General features: G+C 37.8%; 23 protein-coding genes. 14 read left to right on the plus strand and 9 right to left on the minus strand.

Going from position 1 to position 25984, the window contains the following annotated elements; all coding sequences use genetic code 11:
* Positions 1-16: 16 nt before the first annotated feature.
* Positions 17-1924: an acetate--CoA ligase gene (gene acs / locus GO621_RS11360; RefSeq protein ID WP_157567076.1), complete on the plus strand. Its 1908-nt coding sequence runs from the start codon at positions 17-19 to the stop codon at positions 1922-1924.
* A gap of 112 nt (positions 1925-2036) precedes the next feature.
* On the opposite strand, the gene GO621_RS11365 is transcribed toward acs, so the two are convergent.
* The 3 genes from GO621_RS11365 to GO621_RS11375 all read right to left on the minus strand — a co-directional run bounded on the left by GO621_RS11365 (position 2037) and on the right by GO621_RS11375 (position 3631).
* The gene (locus GO621_RS11365) at positions 2037-2651 is read right to left on the minus strand and encodes a hypothetical protein (protein ID WP_157567078.1); all 615 of its coding nucleotides are present in this window, start codon (positions 2649-2651) and stop codon (positions 2037-2039) included.
* A 561-nt stretch (positions 2652-3212) separates the two neighbouring features.
* The gene (locus GO621_RS11370) at positions 3213-3374 is read right to left on the minus strand and encodes a hypothetical protein (protein ID WP_157567080.1); all 162 of its coding nucleotides are present in this window, start codon (positions 3372-3374) and stop codon (positions 3213-3215) included.
* A 74-nt stretch (positions 3375-3448) separates the two neighbouring features.
* Positions 3449-3631: a hypothetical protein gene (locus GO621_RS11375; RefSeq protein ID WP_157567082.1), complete on the minus strand. Its 183-nt coding sequence runs from the start codon at positions 3629-3631 to the stop codon at positions 3449-3451.
* 191 nt (positions 3632-3822) lie between these two features.
* Here GO621_RS11375 and GO621_RS11380 point away from each other — a divergent pair, with 191 nt between their 5' ends.
* Together GO621_RS11380 and GO621_RS11385 are read left to right on the plus strand one after the other, a co-directional pair.
* Positions 3823-4572 (plus strand): 3-keto-disaccharide hydrolase, encoded by a 750-nt coding sequence (locus GO621_RS11380; protein WP_157567084.1) that lies wholly within the window; start codon positions 3823-3825, stop codon positions 4570-4572.
* An 87-nt stretch (positions 4573-4659) separates the two neighbouring features.
* Positions 4660-5244 carry a riboflavin synthase gene (locus GO621_RS11385; RefSeq protein ID WP_157567085.1) on the plus strand — a complete coding sequence of 195 codons (585 nt, stop codon included), beginning with the start codon at positions 4660-4662 and terminating at the stop codon, positions 5242-5244.
* A gap of 81 nt (positions 5245-5325) precedes the next feature.
* On the opposite strand, the gene GO621_RS11390 is transcribed toward GO621_RS11385, so the two are convergent.
* The gene (locus GO621_RS11390) at positions 5326-6366 is read right to left on the minus strand and encodes a glycosyltransferase family 2 protein (RefSeq protein WP_157567087.1); all 1041 of its coding nucleotides are present in this window, start codon (positions 6364-6366) and stop codon (positions 5326-5328) included.
* The gene (locus GO621_RS11395; protein WP_157567089.1) at positions 6363-7247 is read right to left on the minus strand and encodes a lysophospholipid acyltransferase family protein; all 885 of its coding nucleotides are present in this window, start codon (positions 7245-7247) and stop codon (positions 6363-6365) included. The genes GO621_RS11390 and GO621_RS11395 overlap by 4 nt, the downstream gene beginning before the upstream one ends.
* Before the next feature lie 36 nt (positions 7248-7283).
* On the opposite strand from GO621_RS11395, the gene GO621_RS11400 reads away from it, so the two are divergent.
* From GO621_RS11400 to GO621_RS11445, 10 genes are all read left to right on the plus strand, one after another.
* Complete coding sequence (locus tag GO621_RS11400; RefSeq protein ID WP_157567091.1) at positions 7284-7895, plus strand: WbqC family protein; 612 nt, start codon at positions 7284-7286, stop codon at positions 7893-7895.
* Entirely contained in the window at positions 7895-9022 is a 1128-nt protein-coding gene (gene corA / locus GO621_RS11405; protein WP_157567093.1) for a magnesium/cobalt transporter CorA, read from the plus strand. The genes GO621_RS11400 and corA overlap by 1 nt, the downstream gene beginning before the upstream one ends.
* Before the next feature lie 7 nt (positions 9023-9029).
* Positions 9030-9914: a hypothetical protein gene (locus GO621_RS11410; RefSeq protein WP_157567095.1), complete on the plus strand. Its 885-nt coding sequence runs from the start codon at positions 9030-9032 to the stop codon at positions 9912-9914.
* A gap of 223 nt (positions 9915-10137) precedes the next feature.
* The gene (locus GO621_RS11415; protein ID WP_157567097.1) at positions 10138-11889 is read left to right on the plus strand and encodes a glycoside hydrolase family 13 protein; all 1752 of its coding nucleotides are present in this window, start codon (positions 10138-10140) and stop codon (positions 11887-11889) included.
* Positions 11890-12190: 301 nt separating this feature from the next.
* Positions 12191-13393, plus strand: a complete 1203-nt coding sequence (locus GO621_RS11420) for a glycosyltransferase family 87 protein (protein ID WP_157567099.1) — start codon at positions 12191-12193, stop codon at positions 13391-13393.
* A gap of 170 nt (positions 13394-13563) precedes the next feature.
* Positions 13564-14889, plus strand: coding sequence for a PQQ-dependent sugar dehydrogenase (locus GO621_RS11425; RefSeq protein WP_157567100.1), 1326 nt, complete (start codon positions 13564-13566; stop codon positions 14887-14889).
* A 114-nt stretch (positions 14890-15003) separates the two neighbouring features.
* The gene (locus GO621_RS11430) at positions 15004-17007 is read left to right on the plus strand and encodes a M1 family metallopeptidase (protein WP_157567102.1); all 2004 of its coding nucleotides are present in this window, start codon (positions 15004-15006) and stop codon (positions 17005-17007) included.
* A 309-nt stretch (positions 17008-17316) separates the two neighbouring features.
* Positions 17317-18024: a polysaccharide deacetylase family protein gene (locus GO621_RS11435; protein ID WP_157567104.1), complete on the plus strand. Its 708-nt coding sequence runs from the start codon at positions 17317-17319 to the stop codon at positions 18022-18024.
* 14 nt (positions 18025-18038) lie between these two features.
* Positions 18039-19187, plus strand: coding sequence for a glycosyltransferase family 4 protein (locus GO621_RS11440; RefSeq protein ID WP_157567106.1), 1149 nt, complete (start codon positions 18039-18041; stop codon positions 19185-19187).
* A 156-nt stretch (positions 19188-19343) separates the two neighbouring features.
* Positions 19344-20207 carry a nucleoside phosphorylase gene (locus tag GO621_RS11445; RefSeq protein ID WP_157567108.1) on the plus strand — a complete coding sequence of 288 codons (864 nt, stop codon included), beginning with the start codon at positions 19344-19346 and terminating at the stop codon, positions 20205-20207.
* 71 nt (positions 20208-20278) lie between these two features.
* Here the strand turns inward: GO621_RS11445 and GO621_RS11450 are convergent, their stop codons facing one another.
* From GO621_RS11450 to GO621_RS11465, 4 genes are all read right to left on the minus strand, one after another.
* Positions 20279-20485, minus strand: a complete 207-nt coding sequence (locus tag GO621_RS11450; RefSeq protein WP_157567110.1) for a hypothetical protein — start codon at positions 20483-20485, stop codon at positions 20279-20281.
* A gap of 161 nt (positions 20486-20646) precedes the next feature.
* Positions 20647-21165, minus strand: coding sequence for a hypothetical protein (locus tag GO621_RS11455; RefSeq protein WP_157567112.1), 519 nt, complete (start codon positions 21163-21165; stop codon positions 20647-20649).
* Between the two features lie 138 nt (positions 21166-21303).
* A complete protein-coding gene (locus tag GO621_RS11460; protein WP_157567114.1) occupies positions 21304-21828 on the minus strand; it encodes an acyl-CoA thioesterase in 525 nt (174 codons plus the stop codon).
* 108 nt (positions 21829-21936) lie between these two features.
* On the minus strand, positions 21937-23439 hold the full coding sequence (locus GO621_RS11465; RefSeq protein ID WP_157567116.1) for an ATP-binding cassette domain-containing protein: 1503 nt from the start codon (positions 23437-23439) through the stop codon (positions 21937-21939).
* A gap of 144 nt (positions 23440-23583) precedes the next feature.
* On the opposite strand from GO621_RS11465, the gene GO621_RS11470 reads away from it, so the two are divergent.
* Positions 23584-25923, plus strand: coding sequence for a PAS domain-containing protein (locus GO621_RS11470; protein ID WP_157567118.1), 2340 nt, complete (start codon positions 23584-23586; stop codon positions 25921-25923).
* The last annotated feature ends 61 nt before the right edge of the window (positions 25924-25984 follow it).

The following is a 25984-nucleotide window of genomic DNA, read 5'->3' on the forward strand; positions in this document are numbered from 1 at the left end:
AATATAATTTCTACCCATGAACCTGCAAGTAAAATCTTTTGAAGAATACCAAGATGTTTATAATTATAGCTTAAGCGAACCGGAAAAATTCTGGGCAGAAATTGCTGAGAATTTTTTATGGCGAAAAAAATGGGACCAGGTCTTGGAGTGGAATTTTAAAGAACCCCAAATTAAATGGTTTTTAGGTGCCAAGCTTAATATTACCGAAAACTGTATCGACAGGCATTTGGATACTTTAGGTGATAAACCTGCTATTATTTGGGAACCGAATGATCCGGAAGAAGATCACCGGATATTATCCTATAAACAATTGCACCAAAAGGTCTGCCAGTTTTCGCATGTACTGCAAAATAACGGGGTTAAAAAAGGCGACCGTATTTGTATTTACATGCCCATGGTGCCCGAACTGGCTATTGCCGTTTTAGCTTGTGCCCGTGTTGGCGCTATTCATTCGGTTGTTTTTGGTGGATTTTCGGCACAATCTATTGCCGACCGGATTGTTGATGCAGAATGTTCTTTAGTAATTACATCAGATGGTGGTTTCCGCGGAAACAAAGAAACACCTATGAAATCTGTGATCGATGATGCACTGGTACAATGCAGATCGGTAAAAAAAGTAATAGTTTTAACCCGGAGCCGTACACCGGTTTCTATGCTAAAAGGCCGCGATGTTTGGTGGGAAGATGAAGTGCGTAAAGTAGAAACCAATGGCTTAACAGATTTTCCGGCGGTAGAAATGGACGCAGAAGATATGTTGTTCATTCTCTACACTTCCGGCTCAACCGGAAAACCAAAAGGTGTAGTGCATACTTGCGGCGGCTACATGGTTTATACCGGTTATACTTTTGCCAATGTTTTTCAGTACCAAACCGGCGAAGTGCATTTTTGTACGGCGGATATTGGCTGGATAACCGGCCATTCTTACATTGTTTACGGCCCGCTTTCTCAAGGTGCCACAGCACTAATGTTTGAAGGTATCCCAACATGGCCGGATGCTGGCCGGTTATGGAACATTGTACAGAAGTTTAAGGTCAACATTTTATATACTGCGCCAACTGCTATCCGCTCTTTAATGGGTTACGGTGATGGACCGGTGGCAGGAAAAGATTTGAGTTCGCTTACCAAATTAGGTTCTGTAGGCGAACCGATAAACGAAGAAGCCTGGCATTGGTTTGACGACAAGATTGGCCATAATAAATGCCCTATTGTTGATACCTGGTGGCAAACAGAAAACGGCGGGCTAATGATTTCTCCAATCGCAAACGTTACACCTACTAAACCTGGCTATGCAACTTTACCGCTTCCAGGCGTCCAGCCGGTTTTGGTTGATGAGAACGGAAAGGAAATTGAAGGAAATGGGGTAAGCGGAAACCTCTGCATCAAGTTTCCATGGCCTGGAATGCTGCGTACTACTTATGGCGACCATGAACGTTGCCGCACTACTTATTTTGCCACTTACCAAAACATGTATTTTACCGGTGATGGCTGCCTGCGCGATGAAGATGGTTATTACCGGATCACTGGCAGGGTAGATGATGTGTTAAACGTTTCCGGGCACCGCATTGGTACGGCCGAAGTAGAAAATGCCATTAATATGCACTCGGATGTGGTAGAATCAGCCGTAGTGGGTTACCCGCATGATATTAAAGGCCAGGGCGTTTATGCTTTTGTAGTTTGTCCGAATATGCATGGCAATGATAACCTCACCCGTAAAGATATTACCATGACTGTTTCCCGGATTATCGGCCCGATTGCCAAACCTGATAAAATTCAGTTTGTAAGCGGACTGCCAAAAACGCGATCAGGCAAAATTATGCGCCGTATTTTAAGAAAAATAGCGGAAGGTGATACCGAAAATTTAGGCGATACTTCTACTTTGCTTGATCCTGCTGTTGTTGAAGAGATTAAGGCTGGAGCATTGTAGATGATTTGATCAAAATTAAAGTTCTTAATTTTTTAAACATAAAATGCCTTTCTGTTTAAGAAGGGCATTTTATGTTTTTTAATTCACCATACTTCTTTTATCGACAAAAAATCTACTTCCTCACAGTATTCTCCTCATTCAACTTTTTCAAAGACTTATACAAAATCTCCGTTTGCTCCATTTGCAAAGCATGGATCTGCTTGGTTTGCTCGGTCAATTGTTGCCGTAATTGTTCTTTCGATCTATCCGAATAAATATTATAACCAGAGATTGTGAGATTTACCAGGGTAAAAACAGCAGTTGCAATTAAAAGGTAAGTTTGCCGGGAGCTGGCTTTAGTTTGTAAAACCGTATTTTTAGAAATAATGCGGTTACTTTCGGCAATGGAATGGTTAACTTCAATAACAGAATTATTTAAAATCCTTTGATGCAGGTATTCTGCCCCTTTAATGGTAATGCTTGCTAAAACTTTTTTCTGGTCGAACCATTCAAACGTGTTTGTCTTGGATAGTTCCGGCCAGAAATGTGTACTTCCAAATTCTAAATGTTTCTGCTCTTTTACATCTTTTATAAAATTGTTCAGGTCTTTCATTTGCGATGTAAATGCATAAGGCGTATGGGCAGTAGGTTTTTTAAAATGATCGGTTAAAAAAGGCGAAATAGATTTTTGTGTGCCAATGGGTACATCATTAAAATAATTTAAAAGCTTCAGGTATAGGTCAACCATAGCATTAAAAGGTTTATAAAAATGAATGGGACAAAAAGGTTAAGCATAAAAACATGGCTTGCTTGGCCGCTCTGTTTCCATCGCCCTAATACAATTGATTGCTAAAATTAATGATAAAGTTGTTTAAATATAGAAGTTGTTTAAACTTTCAAGGCCTGTTTAAGTTTGTACAGACCCTTCGGATATGCTTAGGATTGATGTGCCCGGGCTTGGTGCGCATGCTTCTTTTACGGGGTAAAAATTGGTATTTACATTTAATCACTAAAGACCTATAAGGTTTTGAAAACCTTATAGGTCTTTAGTGATTTTTTAGCTGATAAAAGAAGCATCGGCCAGAAAAAAAGTTTAAACAACTTCATAATTACTAAAGCTTCTTTAAAAATTAAAACTCAGTTTTCATTTCTGCTGATGGAATGAATATGCCAGCATTTAATTAATCCGAAAAAGAAGTTTATCAGGTAGTATTAGTCTGGACTAATCATAATTCTGCCAGCGCAGATCAAACAAAAGCCCCAACAATTATTTATTGCCGGGGCTTTTGTTTGATAAAATTGAGGTTAATTACATACTTGGTGTAGTTTTTTTAACCACTTTGTGATGTTTAACTACTTTATGAGTAGTAGTTTTAGTGGCTTTAGCGCTGTGTTTTACAGTATCCTGAGCAAAGGAAGTGCTTAATAAAGTTGCCGCTAAGGCGAATAGGCATAAGGCTGTTTTTTTCATTTTTAAGATTTAAGTTACTGGTCAATATTGATTGTAATAATAGGCAATTAAAATAATTGTTTTTGAAAATGCTTTTACCAAACCGTTTTGGTTAAGCTGGCTTTCAAAAAATAAGCAACAATTAAAGTAATTCCCAAGCCTTTAAAAAAACCGTTCAGTGGTTCAGAAATTTTGGTAAAATGTCCGATAAACAACGAGCAGATCAGCAATAATAACCCAACGGGCAATAGTAATTTTAATAAATTCGGTTTTCTCATTTTTAGTAGTTTTTTTAATTAGGTCTTTTTCTGATTGGTTAAGCAGAACGGCTAAAAGTAGTATTATTAATAATATTCAACCTAACTTTATTTGAAATTTTTTTATTGCGTGGTTTATAAAATTTATTTCTCTTTAAGCATGCTTCTTTTAAAGAGGGAAAATGATGTTTACACCTTCTAAATTAACCTGTATGAAACCCAATACTTCTTTTACCGCACTTTTATTAACGTCTGTTTTTCTGTTGTTTTTTTCGGAGGAAATTGCCTTCGCCCAAAAAAGAAATTTACCAGAAAGAGGATTTGTGCCGATTTTTGATGGCAAAACTTTAAAAGGCTGGGAAGGCGACACCACTTACTGGCAGGCAAAAGATGGGGTTTTAACAGGCGAAGTAACACCAAAAACAATCCTCAAACAGAACACTTTCCTGATTTGGAAAGGCGGCGGACCCGGAGATTTTGAATTGAAGGTGCAGTACCGAATTTCGGCAAAAGGCAACAGCGGCGTAAATTACCGTAGTGTCCGTGTAGATAGTTTGCCCTATGCTTTAAAAGGCTATCAGGCTGATCTCGACGGGAAAGATAAATACAATTTAGGCTATCCGCGCCATACCGGACAAAATTATGAGGAAAGAGGAAGGCAGTTTTTAGCCGTACGCGGACAAAAAACGGTTATCGAAACCGGAAAAGCACCCATATTAATTGATTCTTTAGGATCAAAAGCGCAATTGTTAAAAAGTATCAATTACGATGGCTGGAATGAATTGCACATTGTTGCAAAAGGCAATAATTTGAAACATTATATCAACGGTACTTTAATGTCGGAAGTAACAGATAACGATACCGTAAACCGAAAAATGAAAGGTTTAATTGGCGTACAAGTGCATGTTGGCCCGCCAATGAAAATTGAATTTAAAGATTTTATGCTGAAGCAATTAAACTGATGCTTCTTTTATGGCATAAAAATTATAATTGCTTAGCTTACTTTTACAGCCGTTAACACAAAGCTTACCAGTTACTTTTATATCAACATGTTCACCGGAATTATAGAAACTTTAGGGACCGTTACAGATTTGTTTGCAGATCAGGGTAACCTCCATTTAACCATCGGCTCCAATATTGCACACGAATTAAAGATCGACCAATCCATCGCCCATAACGGTATTTGTTTAACCGTTGTTGCCATTGCTGATGGTTTGCATACCGTAACCGCAATTGAAGAAACTTTAAATAAAACTAACTTGCGTAACCTGCAAAAGGGCGATTTAGTTAACCTGGAACGTTGCATGCAAATGAACGGCAGGCTGGACGGGCATATTGTACAGGGACATGTTGATCAAACTGCTGTTTGTACCATTTACCGCGAACTGGAAGGAAGCTGGGAATATACTTTTGAACATGATGCAACGCAAGGAAATGTAACAGTAGAAAAAGGTTCTATCTGTATTAACGGTGTTAGTTTAACCGTTGTAAATTCTCATGCAAACAGTTTTTCTGTTGCCATTATTCCTTACACTTACGAACATACCAATTTACAGCAGGTAAAAGAAGGTTCAATTGTGAACTTGGAATTTGATATTATTGGTAAATATGTTGCAAGGCTGATGCAGCGGTAAGTGAAATTTATGCCGATAAAAGAAGCATAGGTTGCAAATTTGTTTGTTTTTGATTCGGGAAGTAAAAAACAAATGCTTCTTTTACCACCCTTTTAATTGCGAGAACTTATGAATCTTCCGCACAAAAAAATCCCAAGCTAGGCAACCCGGATAAAAACCCGCGGTTGATTGTAAATTATAATCGGCATGGCGTTCGCTTTTTACTTTTTGCCGCTGACCGGAATTTTTAAATATATGCCGGAGAAAATTTCGATGTGCTTTACTGATGGCTGCGGCATCTTTGCGTTTACCTTCACTAATAAACCTAAGTATCGTTACAAAATCAAGCACAAAACGCATCGGAATAATAAATAAGCTTTTGCGCAGCCACAAATTCTTTTGTAACAGTAAAAGGTTATTACGAAAGTTGAGGAACGTTTTAAAAGGGTCTTCCACATCTAAAGTGCCTCCGCCCAAATGATAAACTTCTGATTCGGCACAATACATCACCTTTAAGCCCATATTTTTTAAGCGCCAGCACAAATCTATTTCTTCCATGTGTGCAAAAAAACGTTCGTCAAAACCGCCCGAAAGTTCCCAGTATTTTTGCTTGATAAACAAAGCAGCGCCCGAAGCCCAAAGCACTTCGCTGGTTTGGTTATACTGGCCGTTGTCTTCTTCAATCTCGTAAAAAATCCTTCCGCGGCAAAAAGGATAACCAAACGCATCAATAAAACCACCGGCCGCACCAGCGTGTTCAAACTTGTTTTTTTCCTGCCATGATAAAATTTTGGGTGCCGCAGCCGCAATTAAATCATCGCTTTCCATTAAACTAATTACCGGTCCAATCCAGTTTGGCGGAACTTCTACATCAGAATTTAGCAAAACAAAATAATCAGCTTCAACACGGTTTAAAACCTTGTTATAACCGCCGGTAAAACCGTAGTTCTGATTGTTTAAAAGGATTTTTACCTGCGGATAATTCTCCGTTACAAATTCTACAGAACAATCTGTAGAACCGTTATCACCTAAAATGATTTCCAGATTTGGGTAGATGGAAGCAATAACCGAAGGCAAATACGTTTCTAAATACTTTAAACCGTTCCAGTTCAGGATCACAACGGCAACTTTTGGCAGGCTCATCTATGAATATCTTCCGGTTTAAATTTCCATCTTTTATGCGACCAGAGCCAGTAAGCCGGCTCTTCCCGAATTACCTTTTCCAGATATTGAACATGCGTATCTGTAATTTCATGTTCGGCGCTAAGTCTCGGCTCGGTTATTAAAGGCACAAATGTACAGCAATAATAACCTCTTTTTACTACACGTATATCACAAAAAATTACCGGGCTGTTTGTCATTTTCGCCATCTTTTCAATCCCCAAAAAAACAGCAGTAGGCTGGTTTAAAAATGATGTAAAATATTGCGTTTCTTCGCGTACCGGTGTTTGGTCGCTTACAAAAACGGTAAAAGTAGGTTCATTTTTTAAAGTAACCAATGTTCTGAGTGTGGCTTTCATGGCAACCGGAATAGAACCAAAACGCGAACGCATTTTTTTGATAAAAGTATCAACAGCTACATTTTCAAGTGGTTTATAAATAAACAGTTTCTTTTTTGTGGTAGAAAAACCTAAAATCTGGGCAGACATTTCCCAGTTGCCATAATGGCCTAAAGCGCCTAATACACTTTTTTGTGCGTTAAAAAAAGCATCTAACAATTCAGGATTATTTAGGGTGAAATGCTTTTTCAAATCCCGTTCAGAAATACTGATTAATTTGATCGCTTCTGCCATTAAATCAGCAAGGTAACTGTAAAACTTTCGTTCAATCTGTGCGCGTTCTTTATCGGTTTTTTCGGGAAAAGCATTTAGCAGGTTTTGCTGTACTACTTTGCGGCGGTAATGCGTTAGGTAAAAAAGGATGATAAAAACAGCATCAGCAAACAGGTACAAAACCCAAAAGGGCAGCAGCGAGAGCAGGTACAAAAAGAAAATGGCTACTTTCGTAAGCGCCTTAATTATCATTATTTTCGCTGAATTTTGAATACAAACATATCATTTATGGCCGATAACGGTGCAATTTTTCCTTTGTTTTACTTGCCTCCGGTTTCTTTTTTTACAGAATTCCTTCAACATAAAAACAATTTTTTAATCGAGCAAAAAGAGTATTTCCCGAAACAAACTTATCGTAACCGGGCGCAAATTTATTCGCCGGATGGTGCTTTAACTTTGGTTGTGCCGGTAGAAAAAGGCTCTAAAAACCATCGCGTAGTAAAAGATGTTAAAATAAGTTACGATTTTAACTGGCAACGGCTGCACTGGTTAAGCCTGGAATGCTGTTACCGCAGTTCGGCTTATTTTGAATATTACGAAGCCGATTTCGCCCCGTTTTACCAGGAAAAAAAATACATGTTTTTGTTTGATTACAATGAGGCTTTGCTGCGTTTGCTTTTAAAGTTGATGAAGCTGAAGGTAGAATTGAATTTTACAGAAGCTTACGAAGCCAGCACAAAAGGTTTGGATTTTCGAAAAAGCATCCACCCAAAACTGGATTATGATTTTCAGCAAAAAACCTATTTCCAGGTATTTGATGACCGGAAAGGGTTTTTAAAAAACCTGAGCATAGTTGACCTGTTGTTTAACCAGGGCCCGAACACGTTAAACTATTTGTAATGGCAAAAAAAAACAAACGTTTCCGGGTAAAAGCGAGCAGTCATGATGCTGTAGTTGGCGAAATGCCAGGTTCGGTTACCATATCTAAAGATGCGTTAAAACCTATAATTGAAATTTATTCCTACAACCAGGCAGAAGTAAAAGAAGATAAAGGCACCAATATTTCTGTTGTGCTGGACCAGATGAAAGCCTGCGACCAGCATACGCACTGGATTTTGATAAAAGGCCTGGGCGATCAGGATTTGATCGAAGCAATTGGCAGTAAATTAGAAATAAACAGTTTGGTGCTGGAAGATATTGTACACACAAGGCAACGGCCTAAGTTTGACGAATACGATAAGTATGTATTTATGACAAGCAGGCTGTTGCATTACCATAAAGAGGAAGCCATTGAGGATTATCAGCTTTCTATCCTGGTAAAAGAAAACATCGTTATTAGTTTTCAGGAAACGCATGAGGAGTATTTCGAGGGCGTAAAAAAACGTTTGGCAGCAGGAAAAGGCTTTATCCGGACTGCAGGGCCGGGTTATCTGGCCTATGCACTTACCGATACGGTAATCGACCGTTATTTTGACCTGCTAAACAAAGTAGGCGATTCATTGGATTTGCTGGAAGACCGTTTGTATCAAAACCCCGACAGAAGCATTATGTATGAATCGCAGCAGCTTAAACGGGGAATGATTTTACTGCGCCGTGCTGTATGGCCGGAACGTGACAAAATTAATGACATGATACGGACGGAAAGCCCGCTCCTTACCCAAACAGATAAATTATATTTGCGTGATGCTTACGATCATTGTATTCAGGTTATTGATCTGATTGAAAGTTATAAAGAAGTTACTGCCAGTATTTTAGATATGTACCTTTCGATCATCAGCAACCGTATGAACGAGATCATGAAAGTGCTCACGATCATCTCTTCCATATTTATTCCTTTAACCTTTATTGCAGGTATTTATGGTATGAATTTCGCCCGGTTGGACCCGGTAACAAATAAAGTAATGCCCGATAATTTGCCGGAACTCTACCAGCCGCATGGTTACATTTATACACTGATCGTGATGTTAATTATTGCGGTTATACAATTTGTGTTTTTCTGGCGAAAAGGCTGGTTTAACAAAATGTAAGTTAAAAATGATATTGAAACAAAAAAAAATAAATTTAATAGCTGCTGCAGTTATCATTCTGTTTACCGTTAGGATGGTAATTGCCCAAAATCAAAATACGTTAAAAGATCCTGCCTTAAAAGAAATTTCAGGTATCGCTGCTTCCCATATCAATAAAAATATACTTTATGTGCATAACGATAGCGGCGATACCAGTCGTTTTTTTGCCATTACACCAACCGGCCAGTTAAAAGAAACTTTTTATTTTAAAGCGGATGAAGCTAATAAAAACGTAGTTGATTGTGAAGATATTGCAGTGAGTGTTGGGCCGGAAAAAGGTAAAAGTTATGTTTACCTGGGTGATATTGGCGATAATGGTGCACAAAGGCAATCCATTACCATTTACCGCTTTAATGAACCTGTTGTTACCGGAACTCCGCCGGTATCCTCTATCAAAACCAACGCAATCCATTTAAAATATCCCGATGGAGCACATGATGCAGAAACGTTAATGGTTGATCCTGTTGACCGGTTATTTTACATCATTACAAAACGGGAAGATTCGGTTGGCGTTTATACAGCGCCGCTAAATGCTCCTTTAGACGAAACTACCGTTTTACAAAAAAAAGCTAAGCTGTATTTTCCCGGCCTGCCTTTATTTAGATGGATTACTGCCGGAGACATTTCTGCAGACGGCAGTAAAATATTGGTAAGAAGCTACCAAAAAGTGTTTTACTGGAAACGCCAGCCCGGAGAACCAATTTGGAAAACGCTGGAACGTAAACCTGCCCAATTGCCCTACAAAGCAGAAAAACAAGGCGAAGCCATCGGTTTTACTTTAAATGGAAAAGGTTATTATACAACCAGCGAAGGTAAAAATGCCCCGATTTACTATTATCAAACGCCAAAATAAACCTGCAGGTTTTAGGCTGGTAAAAACAGTATTTAACCATAACAATGCCCCAATTTTAGTGTGCTAAAAGAAGCATTAACCGCAGGAAGGAAATCCCAACATCCATTTTTGTAATTGTAACTTTTTAGTGAAGCCAGCTAAAAATTCATGCTCTTTGTATGCCAGGCCAAACTAAAATGCTAAATGCCGCTTTTAAGTCTTTAACTTTCTTTCAAAATTAATTATGCTTACTTCGGCTCAAGAAAAATCCGGTTCCCAACATTCAAATATTTATGCTGCTGTTCCAGGTCCTAAATGGTGGAAAGAAGCCGTAGTTTATCAAATTTATCCACGTAGTTTTAAAGACAGTAATGGCGATGGCATCGGCGATTTGCAGGGCATTATTTCAAAATTGGATTATATTCAAAGTTTAGGTGTAGATGTGGTTTGGCTGAACCCGATTTATCCTTCGCCTAATTGTGATAATGGTTATGATGTTAGCGATTATGAAGCAATCAACCCAGAATTTGGTACGATGCAGGATTTTAACGAATTGCTGCAAGGTTTGCACCAGCGGAACCTCAAACTTGTGATGGACCTGGTGGTTAACCACACCAGCGATGAACATAAGTGGTTTAAAGAGGCCAGAAGTTCCAGGCAAAACCCTTACCGCAATTATTACCACTGGTGGCCTGCCGAGAATGGAAAACCGCCCTATCGCGATAGTTTTTTCGATGTAGAAGATGGTGCCTGGAAGTATGATGGACAAACGGATAGTTATTATCTGCATTATTTCTCTGTAAAACAACCGGATCTAAACTGGGAAAACCCGGTTGTACGGAAGGAGATTTTTAAAATGATGCACTTTTGGTTTGATAAAGGTGTGGATGGTTTTCGAATGGATGTGATTTCCTATATCTCTAAAGACACTAACTTTCCGGTAATTACCCAGGAATATCTGGACAAGAACGACAAAGGAAAGTGGGGCCTTTACTATGCAAAAGGGCCAAAGCTGCATGATTATTTACAGCAGATGAACCGCGAAGTTTTAAGCCAATACGAAATCATGACTGTAGGCGAAGGTTCTGGTGTTACCATTAACGAAGCCATGAATTTTGTTGATCCTGACCGTAAAGAGCTGGATATGTTTTTTCATTTTGATGGAATGAATTTAGGCTTAACGGAAAGCAGATACAAACAACCTGACCCTGCTGGCTGGAAACTTACCGATTTTAAAAAATTGTACAGCAGCTGGAGCGATATTTTTAAAGAAAAAGGCTGGGGCAGTATTTATCTTGGCAATCATGACCAGCCAAGGATGTTAAGCCGTTGGGGAAATGATACCATAGCATTTCGTGAAGCATCGGCAAAGTTGCTGCTTACTTTTTTGTTAACTATGCGTGCTACACCTTATGTTTTTGCAGGAGATGAAATTGGTATGAGCAATATTAAGTTTGATGATATTGGAGATTACAGAGACATCGAAACCTTAAACTGGTACAAAAAATTGCAACAGGACGGCGAAGACACGCAAAAATATCTGGAAGGTTGGAAACTTACAGCACGGGATAACAGTCGTACACCTTTCCAGTGGAATAGTGAAACCAACTCAGGTTTTAGCAGCGCAAAACCCTGGATCAAGGTCAACCCCAATTTTAGTGCAGTAAACGAAGCATTGCAACAGGCTGATCCTGATTCTATCCTTAATTATTTCCGCAAGGTAATCCAGTTAAGAAAGGCAAACCCCGGTTTAATTTATGGCAAATATGAATTATTAGACAAAGATCATGAGCAGGTTTACGCTTACATCAGAAGTTTAGATAAGCAGCAATTATTAGTGATGTTTAATTTTTCAACAAAAGAGGCTGAATTTAATTTGCCTTTCAACATAAGTCATGATGCTGTTTTGATCAACAATTATCAGGTGTTGAAATTGGATCGGCAGAAAGCTTATTTAAGGCCATATCAGTCGGTTATTATTTCTATAACTAATTAGCTTATAAATATTTATAAAGATATTTTAATGTTTCCTTATACAGAAGTTGTTTAAACTTTTTTTTCTGGCCGATGCTTCTTTTATCATCTAAAAAATCACTAAAGACCTATAAGGTTTTCAAAACCTTATAGGTCTTTAGTGATTAAATGTAAACACCAATTTTTATACAGTAAAAGAAGCATGGGCACGATCCTGAACATATCGAAGGGCCTTGTACCTATTTAAACGGAGCCTAAAAGTTTAAACAACTTCCTAGTTTAAAATTATTTCTAAATATTAATATTTGTAATATTTTTGTTGCATGACAATAAAATTACGCTCTATTACAAATTACCAGTGGGTTTGTTTACTCTATATTGCTGTAGCTGCTTTTTGTTTCTTTTATAAATTCAGGCCAGAACATTACAATAATTATTTAATTTTTAAAGGTGTTTATTATCATACCAAGGCCCAAACAAACCTTTATGCTTATTATCCAAAGGAATATGGCGATTCTAATCATTATGGACCGGTTTTTAGTTTAATTGTTGCGCCTTTTGCTGTTCTACCTGATAGTTGGGGCTTTTTTTTGTGGAGCATTGTTAACGCAATTGTATTGGTTTGGGTAATTCATCTTTTACCATTGGCAGAAAATCGAAAGATGCTAATCCTTTTGTTTTGTGTTATGGAGTTTGCCAATGCAGAACATTATATACAATTTAACCCGATTATTACTGCATTTATTTTACTAAGTTTTATCCTCATAGAAAAAAAGCAGGACGGCTGGGCAACGCTTTTTATTGTACTTGGCACTTTGGTAAAACTGTATCCGATAGCAGGGTTAACCTTTTATCTTTTTTCTAAGAATAAACCAAAATTTATTCTTTCAACTGTTTTTTGGACGGTAATATTTTTAACACTGCCCATGCTCATTTCCAGCAGTGGTTTTATTATGCAGAGTTATAAAGACTGGTATATCTCATTGCATGAGAAGAACCAGATGAATGAGGTTTTAAATTCTGCTCAGGATATGTCTGTAATGGGCGTATTCAGGGCATTGTTTCATAATCCCGATCTTCCCAATCTTCCTTTTTTAGGCGGGGCTGTATTGATCTTTGGCGCTGCTTTGTTACGCAAAAACCAGTATGTTTCCTTAAAATTCAGGATGCAGGTTTTATGTTCTGCGCTGCTAATGGTGGTGCTGTTTAGTACAGGTTCAGAACATCCAACCTACATTATTGCTGTAACCGGGGCAGTAATCTGGGTATTTATGCAACCGCAGCCTTTTACAAATGCAAATGTCATTTACCTTGTTTTACTGGTTTTAATTACAGGTTTAGGCTTAACGGACGCTTGCCCTAAATATTTAAGAGAAGAATGGGTAGTAAAGTATGTAATGAAAGCATGGCCTTGTATTTTTGTTTGGGCGAGGATCTCCTATGAATTAATATTAAAGGATTTTACTACAGAAGAACTTCAGGATGAAAAATATTTCCAGGACCCGCTTCCGGTATTAGTAAGCTAACCAGGCATTTTCTAACTCATGCTGATAAGGCTAATCCTTCCACTAAAATGATGTTGTTTTTTAAGTGGTAAAAGAAGTATCGTAATAATCCGGTTTTGTAAGCTCATTATTTACAAACAAAGCAATTAGAAAAGCTGTTTATTTTTTGATGATGAAACCTAATTTCCCTCATGAAAAATAAACTTTTAACTATTGCTGCCCTTGCAGTTGCCTTTGCCGGATGTCAGTCCCAAGAAAAAAAGAAAGAAGAAAATAAAGATAAAGCTGATGTAATTGCTACAACAGATAGCCAGCAGGTTAATTTACCGGCACCTTATGCTACCAAATCGGTAAAAAAATTTAGTAAAATAATTGGCTGGCCAAATGGTAAAAAGCCAGTTGCACCAGCAGGTTTTACCGTGCAAATGTATGCTACCAACTTAAAAAGCCCGCGTAATATTTACATCGGCCCTAATGGCGATATTTTTATTTCTGAAGCTAATACAGAAGCAAAAGGTGTTAAAAAGGTTGCAAATGAAGTTAGTGGAAAATCACAATCCGGATACGACGGGCCAAGCGCCAACCGGATTACAATATTGAGAGATGCAAACCATGATGGTAAACCGGAACTGCAAAAGATATTTTTAAGCGGGTTAAAAGAGCCGTATGGAATGCTGGTTTTAAACAACTATTTTTATGTTGCCAATACAGACGGCATTTGGCGTTATCCTTATAAAACCGGACAAACGGCTATTACCGAAAAAGGACAAAAGATTTTAGACTTGCCAGCAGGAGGTTATAATAACCATTGGACACGTAAAATTATTGCCAGTACGGATGGTTCTAAAATATATGTTTCCGTAGGTTCGGGCAGTAATGATGGCGAGCATGGGAAAGACAATGAAAAAAGGCGCGCCGATATATTGCAAATCAATCCTGATGGTTCAGGCGAAAAAATTTATGCAAGCGGTTTGCGTAACCCTGCCGGAATTGCTTTTGCGCCGGATCATAAAACTTTGTGGGCAGCAGTAAACGAACGCGATGAATTGGGCGATAATTTAGTTCCTGATTACTTGACCAGTGTAAAAGAAGGCGGTTTTTACGGCTGGCCTTACGCTTATTTTGGTCAGCATGAAGATCCGAACCATAAAGGTGAAAACCCTGAAATGGTTAAAAAAACGATCACGCCAGATGTTGCGTTAGGGCCGCATACTGCTTCTCTCGGACTTACTTTTTATACTAAAAATGCTTTTCCGGCAAAATATCATAATGGCGCTTTTGTTGGCCAGCATGGTTCCTGGAACCGCTCTGTTTTCTCCGGTTATAAAGTTGTTTTTGTTCCTTTTGATAATGGCAAACCTGGTAAAATAGAAGATTTTTTAACCGGGTTTATTGCAGATGAAAGTAAAAATGAGGTTTACGGGCGGCCGGTTGCGGTAGAAGAAATGCCGGATGGATCATTACTGGTTGCAGATGATGGCGCCAGTAAAATCTGGAGGGTAAGTGCATCAAAATAAAATCAACGATAACTATTTTGTAAGTAGCGGCAATAACATGCCGCTTTTTTTATGCCATAAAAGAAGCATCTTTAAATATTACATCTTATATTGCTTGTTCAAGTACTTACCCCCATGAACAAGTTTTATACTTCTTTTGCCGCTGCCGTAGCTTTAACCATGTTGTTGGCCGCTTCCCTATTTGCACAAAGGCGGCGCGCAAGCAATCCAAACGATACTATTGCTTCCAATTACAATCCGGCAGAACTTTTTTCTCCGGCTTTTTATACCGAAAAAGGAAACGAATTTCATGCAGCAAACGGAGCGCCCGGGCCAAAATACTGGCAAAACAAAGTAGATTACCAGTTAAACGCTAAAATTGATACGGTTAGCAAAACTTTATCTGCTACAGAAAATATTACTTACACCAATAACAGTCCTGATGCTTTGCCTTATCTCTGGTTGCAGTTAGACCAGAATACGTATAAAAAAGAAGCACGTTCCAACTTTGTAACTGGCCGCGCTGCTGCCGAACATACCAAAGGATACGAGTTTGAATCGGTAGAAATAGTTGTAAATGGTAAAGCTCAAACAGTAAACTATTTGGTGAATGATACGCGGATGCAAATCCGGCTACCAAAAGCTTTGTCAGCAAACGGTGGAAAAATTAATGTATTCATCAAATATCATTATCAAATTCCAGGTGATTTTGGCGGAAGAACAGATTATACGCAAACCAAGAACGGCAAGATCTATGAAATTGCGCAATGGTTTCCGCGCCTTTGTGTTTATGATGATTCTACCGGCTGGGATACTTTGCCTTTTTTAGGTGCAGGTGAGTTTTATTTGGAATACGGAGATATAGATTATAAAGTAAATGTTCCATGGGATATGATCGTTGCTGGTTCCGGCGAATTGCAAAATCCTAAAGAAGTTTTAACGGCTAAACAAATCAGTTTGCTGGAAAAAGCGAGGAATAGTGATCAAACAATCATGGTCCGTTCAGCAGCAGAACTCAAAGATCCATCTTCCCGTCCGGTTCAAAAAGGAACTTTAACCTGGCATTTTTTGATGAAAAATACACGTGATGTTGCTTTTGGTGCTTCCAATGCTTATATCTGGGATGCGGCGCGTGTTAATCTCCCCGAAGGAAAAAAATGCATGTCGATGTCGGTCTATCCAATAGAAAGTGCAGGAAATGAAGCTTGGGGGCGGGCAACAGAATATTTAAAAGGTTCCATCGAATACTTCTCCAAGCAATGGTTTGTTTATCCGTGGCCGGTTGCCATAAACGAAGCTGGAACAGCAGGCGGAATGGAATATCCGGGAATTGTATTTGATGGGATTACCGATAAAGGCAAGGAACTGTTTTGGGTTACGGCGCATGAAATTGGCCACAACTGGTTCCCGATGATTGTAGGCAGCAACGAACGCCGTTTTGCCTGGATGGACGAAGGTTTTAACACTTTTATTGATGTTTACGCTTCGGATGTTTTTAACAAAGGAGAGTTTGCACCAAAACGGGATGGCGAATATGCGCCGGGCGGAGGCAATCCGGCAGATGAAATTGTGCCTACCATTCTCGATCCTAATGCGCCAGTCATCATGACTGCTGCGGATGCGATTAAAGAAAAATATCGGCATCCGATTGCTTATTTTAAACCTGCTTTCGGGATGATTTTACTACGCGAGCAGATTTTAGGGAAAGACCGTTTTGATTATGCTTTCCGTCAGTACATTCATAACTGGGCTTACAAACATCCGCGGCCTGATGATTTTTTCCGTTCGATGGAAAACGGCGCAGGAGAGGATTTATCTTGGTTTTGGAAAGGCTGGTTTTACAACAACTGGAGATTAGATTTAGCCGTTCATGATGCACAATACATAAAAACAGGTGATAAAAGAAGCATCAGGATTACAGTTGTCAACCTGGAAAAAATGGCTATGCCTTTTGCAGTAGAAATTAAGTTGAAAGATGGCAGCAAACAACGCCAAAGTTTCCCGGTAGAAACCTGGTTGCAAAACAAAGCGATTACTTTTGATATGCAAGTTACGCAGGATGTGGTACAAGTTCAGGTTGATCCTGATGGTGCTTTGCCGGATATGGATCGGGGGAATAATTTGTTTAAGGTGAGGTAAACAAAGATTAAAATGGAACCGATCTTTAATAAATTCGAGATACAATATTTTTTTACAGATAATTTACCTACGATTGATGCGTATGTAAGAAATAAATGTGAAGCAGAAGCCTGGCTCAAAGAAATCTTACTTGCATTTGAAAGCAAAAGAAGCTGAAAGGTTACAATTTAAATTTTTAATAATACCCATTTATCAAACACATCTCATGCTAAACTCTAATAGCAGCATTTATCAACGAAACTATTAATAGATAATATTCAAAAACCATTATTACCGTTGGTGACCTTATTTATAGAAGCTGTAAAACGTATGAAAATAATTACAACAAGTTGGGATGATGGTTACCCGCAGGATTTAAAGCTTGCAGACTTATTAGACAAATACAATTTGCCAGCCACATTTTATATCCCGAAAACAAACCAGGAACATGTTGTAATGGATGAAAAAACAATTGTTGCACTATCAAAAAGATTTGAACTTGGCGGGCATACATTAAACCATGTACGGCTTTACAGCAACATGCAGGCAGGGCTTTTAGAAAATGAAATCCAAGGTTGTTACAATTGGATAAAAGACTTACAAGGTTACAATCCAACATCTTTCTGTTTCCCGGGAGGCGTTTTAAACAAAGCTTCCATCAATGCAGTTTACAATTCAGGGTTTAAAATGATCCGAACAACAGAGCTTCTTTCTACCGCCGTTGCTTCAACTTATAATTTATCGCCCACAACTTTACAAGTTTTCGAGCATCCAAGAGTAGCTTATTTAAAAAATACAATTAAAAGAAGTCAATATAAAAATTTGATTGCCTGGCTAACAACTTCTTGTACTACTGATATTTTAAAATTAACTGATATTTATATAAACAGAGTGATGAAAAACGATGGTTGTTTTCATCTCTGGGGGCATTCCTGGGAAATTGAAAAATATAATTTATGGCAAAAGCTTGAAATGGTTTTTAACCGTATATCTAACATCAGCAAATTTAAATACCTGCAAAACAAAGACCTGATCTGACTTAAACTTTACGAATGAAAGTTTTATACATACATACTTATTATACTGAAAAAGGCGGCGAGGATGTAGTATTTGAGACAGAAAAAGTTAAAATGCAGTTAAATGGCATAACGGTAGCATCAGTTTTGTTTAATAATGCCCGGTATTCTTTGTTTAAAATTATCCTCCAGCCCTTCAACCTGTTATCCTACTATCGTATCATTAGAAAAATTAAGCTTTTTAAACCGGATTTAATTCATATCCACAATTTACATTTTGCGGCTTCTCCCGCTGTTGTCTGGGCTGCAGTTTTCTGCAAAGTTCCGGTTGTAATGACCTTACATAATTACCGGTTAATTTGTCCCTCGGCAATTTTGTACCATAATGGAGAATTGTTTTTAGATAGTTTAAAAGGTGGGTTTCCATGGAAAGCAGTCATAAAAAAAGTATATAAAGATTCTTTTTTATTATCATTCTGGCTTGCATGCAGCATTCGTTTGCATAAAGCATTAGGGACCTGGAAAAAAGTAGAAAAATTTATTTTGTTAACCGAGTTTTCAAAAAAAATATTCCTTCAGTCCGATATTGGCATTTTGGAAAAACAAATGATTGTAAAAGCAAACTTTGTTAATAACCATGAAAGTAATGCCGCCATAAAAAAGAATAATTTTATTTATGTTGGCCGTTTAAGCGAGGAAAAAGGTATCGATACCATTATTCAGGCGTTTGAAAAATTTTCTTTTAATCTGATTATTATTGGCAGCGGGCCCTTGCAAAAAGAAGTGGATGATTTTACTGCCCGTAATAACTGCGTAAAATATTTAGGCTTTCAAGACCGGCTTGTGGTTCAGGAAGCTTTAAAATCTTCCAGTGCTTTGTTGTTTCCGTCTAAATCTTTTGAAGGAATGCCAATGACAATTTTAGAAGCCCTGGCTAATGGCACGCCGGTTATTGCATCTTCGTTAGGAAGTATTCCTTCCATCATCCAGGATCAATATAATGGCATGCTTTTTTCACCAGGCAATTCTCATGATCTGGTAACAAAAATTAAACTTTGGATAACCATGGACGAAGAAGATAAAAACCACTATTACAAGAACGCATACAATACTTATCAGAAAAAGTATTCATCTGAAATTAGTGCCGATAAAATGCTCAAAATATATCAGAAGGTAATTTTATAATAGAGTATTTAAGTAAGAGTGGTTAGTATTTTAACTAAATACTTGATTTTGAAACGGGAATTAAAAAAATTATTGGTTTAATTTCTTCTATAACCGGTTATAAAAATTGCTGTAAATAAAATATAACTTCGTTTTAGAAATAACAACAGCTGTTTAATGCAACCTATCCCTGAAACCGATCTCATCCTAAATCCCGATAATAGTATTTATCACCTAAACCTGCTGCCAGAAGATATAGCTGAAACCATCATTACAGTTGGTGATCCTGATCGGGTAGGAGAAGTAAGCAAATACTTTGACCGCATCGATTTAAAAAAAGGCAAACGGGAATTTATTACGCATGCAGGTTGGATTGGCAATAAAAGGGTTACCGTAATTTCAACAGGTATCGGCACAGATAATATTGATATAGTTTTGAATGAATTGGATGCCTTGGTCAATATTGATTTTGAAACACGTTTAATCAAAGAAAAACTAACCAGTTTAAATATTATCCGCATTGGAACTTCTGGTTCGTTGCACGCTGATATTCCGATGGATTCCATTTTGGTTTCTGATTATGCTTTGGGTTTCGATGCTTTGATGAATTACTATACGCATCACCCTGATCCAATTGAACAGGAATTGAAAACAATTGTGGGCACACATTTTTCTGCCATAAAAACAGTATCACCGTATTTAACTGCCGGGAGTAAGGCTTTAATTGCAAAGATTGGTTATGGTTTGCCTCATGGGATTACTGCTACCGCTCCGGGTTTTTATGCGCCGCAAGGCCGACAAGTCCGGGCAAAAAATGCAATCCCTGATTTCTTAAATCTGCTGCAAACTTTTGAATATCAGGATCAAAGGATTACAAACCTGGAAATGGAAACTGCCGGAATTTATGCTTTGGCAAAAGTATTAGGACACGAAGCTTTATCTGTCAATGCAATTTTAGCCAGCCGGGCAGCATTAAAGTTTAGTAAAAATCCGCAGAAAACAGTGGATGCTGCCATTCAATTGGTTTTAGAACGATTGTAAATTGGATTTGTAAACAATCCAAGTAAAATAAAAAAACCTGCAATTTCAGCAGGTTTTTTTATTGGATAAAATTAGTATCCTCCGCGATAATCCCGGTAGTGATAATCTCTCGGGCCATGATCTCTGTAAAAATGATCGCGGTGATGGCGTCTTTCCCAACGTTCGTGGCGGCGTCTTTCACGGTCGCGCCTGTCAAAGTTGCGGAAAGAAGCCGCATTCGCGGCATCAAAAGTAATTACGGTTAGCAATACAAGCAGGGTTACTCTAAGCATTTTCATAATCTGTATTTTTAATTGAATTATGATTTTTAGAGTAGGTGTTTTACAAGTTAGTTTAAATAAAAAATATATACTTTTTTTGATTAAACCTTTTGTTTTAAAAAGAGTAACGGATTGAAAAGTTGGTATAGATTTTTAGGTGCTAAAAGAAGCATCAGCTTTTATTGCAACTTTAGTGAGTTTGCAATTTTAAAAAAAACAGGGTTGTATTTTTCAAAACTTTCGGGCAAAGCAGTGCAGGTTAACAATATTGCTTTTTGCTTGTAATAATATACAAATACAATTGTTTGCAAGGTTAGGTTATTTTGCAGGTCTTTGTGTGTATTTACATACCATTTGTAACGGCCATCTGCTGCTGTACCTTTTTTGGTAACGGCTATAAACCCGTCTAAAGCACTGTTAGATTCTATCGACATGGCGTAAGCAGCATCCAGGTTAACATCAGGCGCTTCGATAAAATTAAGGTTGATGTTTTCCGGGACTGAAGTATATTCTTCTGTTTGCGGGCGGATAGCAATAAACTTTAAACGAGGGTTAGATTTTGTGACCGACCAATTGGCAGGAATACTGATTTCAAAATGATTAGTGGCATCTTTATACGTTTTAAGTGTTTGGGCTATGCTGTTTTTACCGGCAAAAAAAAGGAATAGTAACAAACCCAGGAAGCGGAAAGTAGTCATAACTAAAATGGTAAAAACAGCGTTTAGTGGCCAAAATTAAATCAGTATCAAAATAAAGCTTCTATAGGTTTAAAACACTATTTGCAGCAGCACTTTAACACAATTTAACAAGTAAAGACTAATTGTACTGCCATTGGTTTAATGCGATCCAACGCCATAAAAAAAATCTTTTAATTCTGTTGCGTCGTGTATTTTCATTTTTCCGCTTAAAATTAAACGCAGTTGCCGGCGTTGCATAGCGCCCTCATATAGCGCAATCTCTTCTTCTGTTTCGGCTATCAGTTCTGGTACTTGCTGTGGCTTGTTATTGGCATCAATGGCTACAAAAGTGTAAAAAGCTTCGTTACTTTTAATAGTAGTGCCCGAAGGGATGTTTTGTGCCGATACCACCAGCCGTACTTCTACAGAAGTATTAAAAGCACGTGTAACCTGGGCTTCAATGCTAATTACATCGCCCAGTTTTACAGCGTGTTTAAAAGAAACACTATCCACAGAAGCGGTAACAGCCAGACAATTGCAATGCTTTTGTGCAGATATTGCCGCCGCAATATCCATCCAGTGCAGCATCCGGCCGCCCATCAGGTTATTTAACATATTGGTATCGTTCGGCAGGATCAGCTCGTTCATAATCGTGTGCGATTCGCAGGCTCTTTTGGCTTTCATATCGCAAAGATAAGATTCATTTAGGATAGGTGTTTAGGGTTGATAGATATTGGTTGATGGTTGATAGCAGCAATGAACCAACAGCAAAGAACTATAAACCATCAACTATTAACCATCAGCTACATTTCCTTTCTCCAGCCTTAAAACCTTTGTAACTACATCAGGGATTTCCTGCTGATAATGCGTAACGTAAATCAAGGTGGTGTTGCTGTTTTCGCAAATCAGTTCCAGCAGATGCTTAAAATGGTTTTGCTGCTGTTCGTCTAAACCCTGGCAAGGCTCATCAAAAATTAACAAAGGCGGATTTTTAACTAAGGCTCGAGCCAGTAAGCATAAACGTTGCGTACTTGCAGTTACATTTTTAAGCAAAGTTTGGGCGATATTTTCTATCTGCAACAGCTTCATCCAACGTAAAGCAATGGCAGCTTTTTGCGGATTGGATGGCCGGAACAAACCCAATGTATCATAAAACCCAGACTCAATAACTTGCAGGCAAAAACTTTCTGCCGGGAAATACTGGTGCAATTCTGGCGAAACAAAACCGATCTTCTTTTTAATATCCCAGATACTTTCGCCGGTGCCTCTTTTACGGTCAAAAAGTATGATGTGGTTGGCATAAGCTTGCGGGTTATCGCCATTGACCAAACTTAGCAAAGTCGATTTTCCGGCCCCGTTTGGCCCTAACAAAGCCCATCTTTCTCCAGGTAAAACCTTCCAGTTAATGTTGTTTAAAACCTGTTTATCACCATAACGAATGTTTACATTTTCCATCGAAATAATACTGCTAAAAGAAGCATTTGGCGTTAAGTGCAGCAATGCTTTCAGTTCATCTAAATCAACCGGAACTTGCTGCTGCTTAATTTCATCCGGTTTAAATGCTTCTTTTAGCACTGTTTTTTCTATTTTTTGCTGATGCAGAATGGCAACATGCGTAATAGCGTCCGGAATTTCGTGCGGGGAAGTTGCCATAACAACCGTAATTCCGCTTTCGGTAATTGCTGTTAGCAGTTGGTTAAATGCTGCCCTGGCTTGTACATCTAAACCTGTAAGCGGGTTATCCAACAGTAATAAAGCCGGATGTTTGAGCAAGGCAGCGGCAATTAAAAGCCTTTTGGTTTCGCCGTTAGAAAGTTTAATCAATTGTTTATCCAACAACGGTTCTAATTTCAGCTCATTAATTGTTTTCTCATAAGTCCAAATTGGATTTTCAATTGCATTAAGATTGATTTTATGAAGATAACTTTCAACGGTTGGCGCATCTTCACTATCCGAGGAGTTGTAACGCTGCTGGTAGTAAAAATCTTTAGTGTTGGATAAATTACGGAAATGATGTTTGGATGCCACCATCGCCATCAATTTTTGTGCGGTAAAAGAAGCATCGCCGGTATGTTGCTGCTTAACTTCTTCGTAAAAATGGTAAATAATTTTGCCAGCCGAAATTGGAAGATGCCCGGTAATGGTTTGCAGCAAAGCGCTTTTACCAGAACCGCTTTCGCCTACAAGCGCCCAGTTTTCGCCCTGATTAATATTAAAACTTAGATTTTGAAATAACGTATGAGTGGTTTGACGGACCTGAACATGATCAAGTGTTAAAATAGCTTTTATCGGCATTATGATGTAATAATTATTAGTGCCAAAGTTCTTTAAATAATACTTATATCAACCTAAAACAATTGAATAAAATGACCAGACAAAGCTTTTTAACAGAAGACTATTTTTTTATCAGCCAGAGCAAAAGCTAAAAAAGGACTTGAAATGAAGTTGAACGCTTTTAAAATTATTGCATGTTATATGTTGTTCTGGATAATCTGGTTTTTGCTGAATACTGGTTTTGGGATATTCTTAGAAGATCAGTTAAGCGCAGAAGCTAAAGTGCCATGGGTTTTAATTAAAACGCTTTGCTTTGTTTTAATTAACTGCATAATCATTATTAAATTAGTTAAACTCAACAATAAAATAATAGCGCAAAAAGAAGAAGATGCTTTAAGGTTATATCATGCCAACCCAAACCCTTTTTGGATTTATGAACCGGAAACCTTAAAATTTCTAACGGTAAACGAAGCAGCTATTAAAGCTTACGGTTACAGCAGAGAGGAATTTTTAAGCATGACGATTAAAGATATCCGCAAGCAGGAAGATCATGAAAAAATTGTAAATTATGTAAAAAGCGTTAAAAAAGAGCAAAATGTATCAAGTGTCTGGCAGCACTTAAAAAAGGATGGTTCGTTAATTTATGTAAATATTACTTCGGAAAAAATACGTTATCAAAAAAAAGAGTGCGCAATTGTATTTGCTACCGATACAACAGAAAGAATAGAATATGAACAGGAACTGAAGCTGATTAACCAACGCTTAAATGAAGAAAAGCAAAAGCTGCAGGAAACAGAAAAACTGGCCAAAGTATCTGGCTGGGAATATTATGTTGAAGACGGCACATTGATATGGGCAGATGAGTTGTACCGGATTTTTGATATTGAACGCGAAGGAGAAAAAGTAGATTACAGTTTAATTTTAAAAGCAATACATTTTGAAGACTTGCAGCTTTATAACGAAGCTATAGAAAACATATTAAAACACGGAAAAGATTTAGATACCGGGTTTCGTTTTGTTACCAAAACGGGCAGTATTAAATATGTTAAAGTTTTGGGCAAGATGCTGTACCTCGGCCAAAAAAAGTATAAAGTGCAAGGTACTATGCAGGATGTTACGGAGCTGCGGCTGATGCAGCTGGAAAAAAACAACTACCAGCAACGCCTAACAAGTACCTTAAATAACATTACAGATGGTTATTTTATGCTTAACCGCAACTGGGTTTTTACTGCTGTAAATACGAATGCTGAAAAGATGTTAGGTTTTAAACAGCACGACATTCTTAACCATCGTTACCTCGATTTATTCCCTGATACCAGTAACATGCAGTTCTACAACCACTTTAAAAAAGTTCTCGAAAACGGCATACCGGTTAATTTTGAAGCATTAAGTACATACACTAAAAAATGGTTTTGTATAAATGTTTATCCTACGGATGAAGGTGCGGCTGTTTTTTTCTCGGATATTACCCAGGCCAAAGAAAAAGATTTGCAGTTAAAAGAAGCATTTGAACGTTACGATTTAATTGCTAAAGCAACAAAGGATGTAATTTACGATCATGATGCCGTAAACAATAAAATTGTTTACAGTAACAGTATAGCCGATTTATTAAATATATCTCTTGATGACATCGGAAGTAATATCAATTGGTGGAAAAGCCGTATCCATACCGATGACCTGGCACGTGTAATAGCAAAATATAAATTTGCTATTCATAATAAGAAAGAAAATTGTGGCCTGGAATATAGGATGAGAACAAGTGATAACCAGTATAAATATGTTTACGATCAGGGTTATCTGCAGTACGATGCAAATGGCAAATTCATCAGGATGATTGGTGCCATTAAGGATATTGACCAGTTAAAACGTTTTGATGACGAAAATAAAAGGCTGGCCGAAATTATTACCAAAGTAAACAACATGATTGTGATACAAGATGCAACCAATGGAATTACCTGGGTAAACAAAGCATTTGAAAATTTTACCGGTTATACTTTGTGCGAAGTAAAAGGCAAATTACCACATCATGTATTAAGCGGGCCAGAAACAGATTTAAAAACTACCCAAAGCATTCTTGCTGCCAAGAAGAGCCTAAAGCAATGCTCTTACGAAATTATCAATTACACCCAGGAAAAATGCAAGTATTGGGTTAATATAGAGTTTACACCTCTTTTTACCGCAGATGGTAAACCTGATGGTTATATTTGTATTCATACAGATATAACAGCAAGGAAAGAAAAAGAAGAACAAATAAGCAGGCAAAACGAAATATTAAGAAATATTGCCTGGATGGGTTCTCATGAATTAAGACGGCCTGTTGCATCAATTTTGGGTTTAATAGAATTGATTACCGAAACGGAGGATGAAACCGAAAAAAGCGAATCCATTTTAATGATGAAAACCTGCACCAAACATCTCGACGAAATTATCCGTAAAATAAACAACCGTATTGAGCAGGAAATTTCGGAAGAACAAGAAGCAACTAATGTAAAAGTTGTACTATAAAAGCAGTAAGTGGTAATTTACTACCATAAAATTGTTTTCTTTACTGCCTTCTATTTAAATA

The sequence above is a fragment of the Mucilaginibacter arboris genome (assembly GCF_009754915.1).
In the GTDB taxonomy this organism is placed as follows: domain Bacteria; phylum Bacteroidota; class Bacteroidia; order Sphingobacteriales; family Sphingobacteriaceae; genus Mucilaginibacter_A; species Mucilaginibacter_A arboris.

What these genes read in the sequence shown, in the direction of transcription:
- acs (WP_157567076.1), top strand. Translation starts at nt 17, where the DNA reads ATGAACCTGCAAGTAAAATCTTTTGAAGAATACCAAGATGTTTATAAT.
- GO621_RS11365 (WP_157567078.1), bottom strand. Translation starts at nt 2,651, where the DNA reads ATGGTTGACCTATACCTGAAGCTTTTAAATTATTTTAATGATGTACCC.
- GO621_RS11370 (WP_157567080.1), bottom strand. Translation starts at nt 3,374, where the DNA reads ATGAAAAAAACAGCCTTATGCCTATTCGCCTTAGCGGCAACTTTATTA.
- GO621_RS11375 (WP_157567082.1), bottom strand. Translation starts at nt 3,631, where the DNA reads ATGAGAAAACCGAATTTATTAAAATTACTATTGCCCGTTGGGTTATTA.
- GO621_RS11380 (WP_157567084.1), top strand. Translation starts at nt 3,823, where the DNA reads ATGAAACCCAATACTTCTTTTACCGCACTTTTATTAACGTCTGTTTTT.
- GO621_RS11385 (WP_157567085.1), top strand. Translation starts at nt 4,660, where the DNA reads ATGTTCACCGGAATTATAGAAACTTTAGGGACCGTTACAGATTTGTTT.
- GO621_RS11390 (WP_157567087.1), bottom strand. Translation starts at nt 6,366, where the DNA reads ATGAGCCTGCCAAAAGTTGCCGTTGTGATCCTGAACTGGAACGGTTTA.
- GO621_RS11395 (WP_157567089.1), bottom strand. Translation starts at nt 7,247, where the DNA reads ATGATAATTAAGGCGCTTACGAAAGTAGCCATTTTCTTTTTGTACCTG.
- GO621_RS11400 (WP_157567091.1), top strand. Translation starts at nt 7,284, where the DNA reads ATGGCCGATAACGGTGCAATTTTTCCTTTGTTTTACTTGCCTCCGGTT.
- corA (WP_157567093.1), top strand. Translation starts at nt 7,895, where the DNA reads ATGGCAAAAAAAAACAAACGTTTCCGGGTAAAAGCGAGCAGTCATGAT.
- GO621_RS11410 (WP_157567095.1), top strand. Translation starts at nt 9,030, where the DNA reads ATGATATTGAAACAAAAAAAAATAAATTTAATAGCTGCTGCAGTTATC.
- GO621_RS11415 (WP_157567097.1), top strand. Translation starts at nt 10,138, where the DNA reads ATGCTTACTTCGGCTCAAGAAAAATCCGGTTCCCAACATTCAAATATT.
- GO621_RS11420 (WP_157567099.1), top strand. Translation starts at nt 12,191, where the DNA reads ATGACAATAAAATTACGCTCTATTACAAATTACCAGTGGGTTTGTTTA.
- GO621_RS11425 (WP_157567100.1), top strand. Translation starts at nt 13,564, where the DNA reads ATGAAAAATAAACTTTTAACTATTGCTGCCCTTGCAGTTGCCTTTGCC.
- GO621_RS11430 (WP_157567102.1), top strand. Translation starts at nt 15,004, where the DNA reads ATGAACAAGTTTTATACTTCTTTTGCCGCTGCCGTAGCTTTAACCATG.
- GO621_RS11435 (WP_157567104.1), top strand. Translation starts at nt 17,317, where the DNA reads ATGAAAATAATTACAACAAGTTGGGATGATGGTTACCCGCAGGATTTA.
- GO621_RS11440 (WP_157567106.1), top strand. Translation starts at nt 18,039, where the DNA reads ATGAAAGTTTTATACATACATACTTATTATACTGAAAAAGGCGGCGAG.
- GO621_RS11445 (WP_157567108.1), top strand. Translation starts at nt 19,344, where the DNA reads ATGCAACCTATCCCTGAAACCGATCTCATCCTAAATCCCGATAATAGT.
- GO621_RS11450 (WP_157567110.1), bottom strand. Translation starts at nt 20,485, where the DNA reads ATGAAAATGCTTAGAGTAACCCTGCTTGTATTGCTAACCGTAATTACT.
- GO621_RS11455 (WP_157567112.1), bottom strand. Translation starts at nt 21,165, where the DNA reads ATGACTACTTTCCGCTTCCTGGGTTTGTTACTATTCCTTTTTTTTGCC.
- GO621_RS11460 (WP_157567114.1), bottom strand. Translation starts at nt 21,828, where the DNA reads ATGAAAGCCAAAAGAGCCTGCGAATCGCACACGATTATGAACGAGCTG.
- GO621_RS11465 (WP_157567116.1), bottom strand. Translation starts at nt 23,439, where the DNA reads ATGCCGATAAAAGCTATTTTAACACTTGATCATGTTCAGGTCCGTCAA.
- GO621_RS11470 (WP_157567118.1), top strand. Translation starts at nt 23,584, where the DNA reads ATGAAGTTGAACGCTTTTAAAATTATTGCATGTTATATGTTGTTCTGG.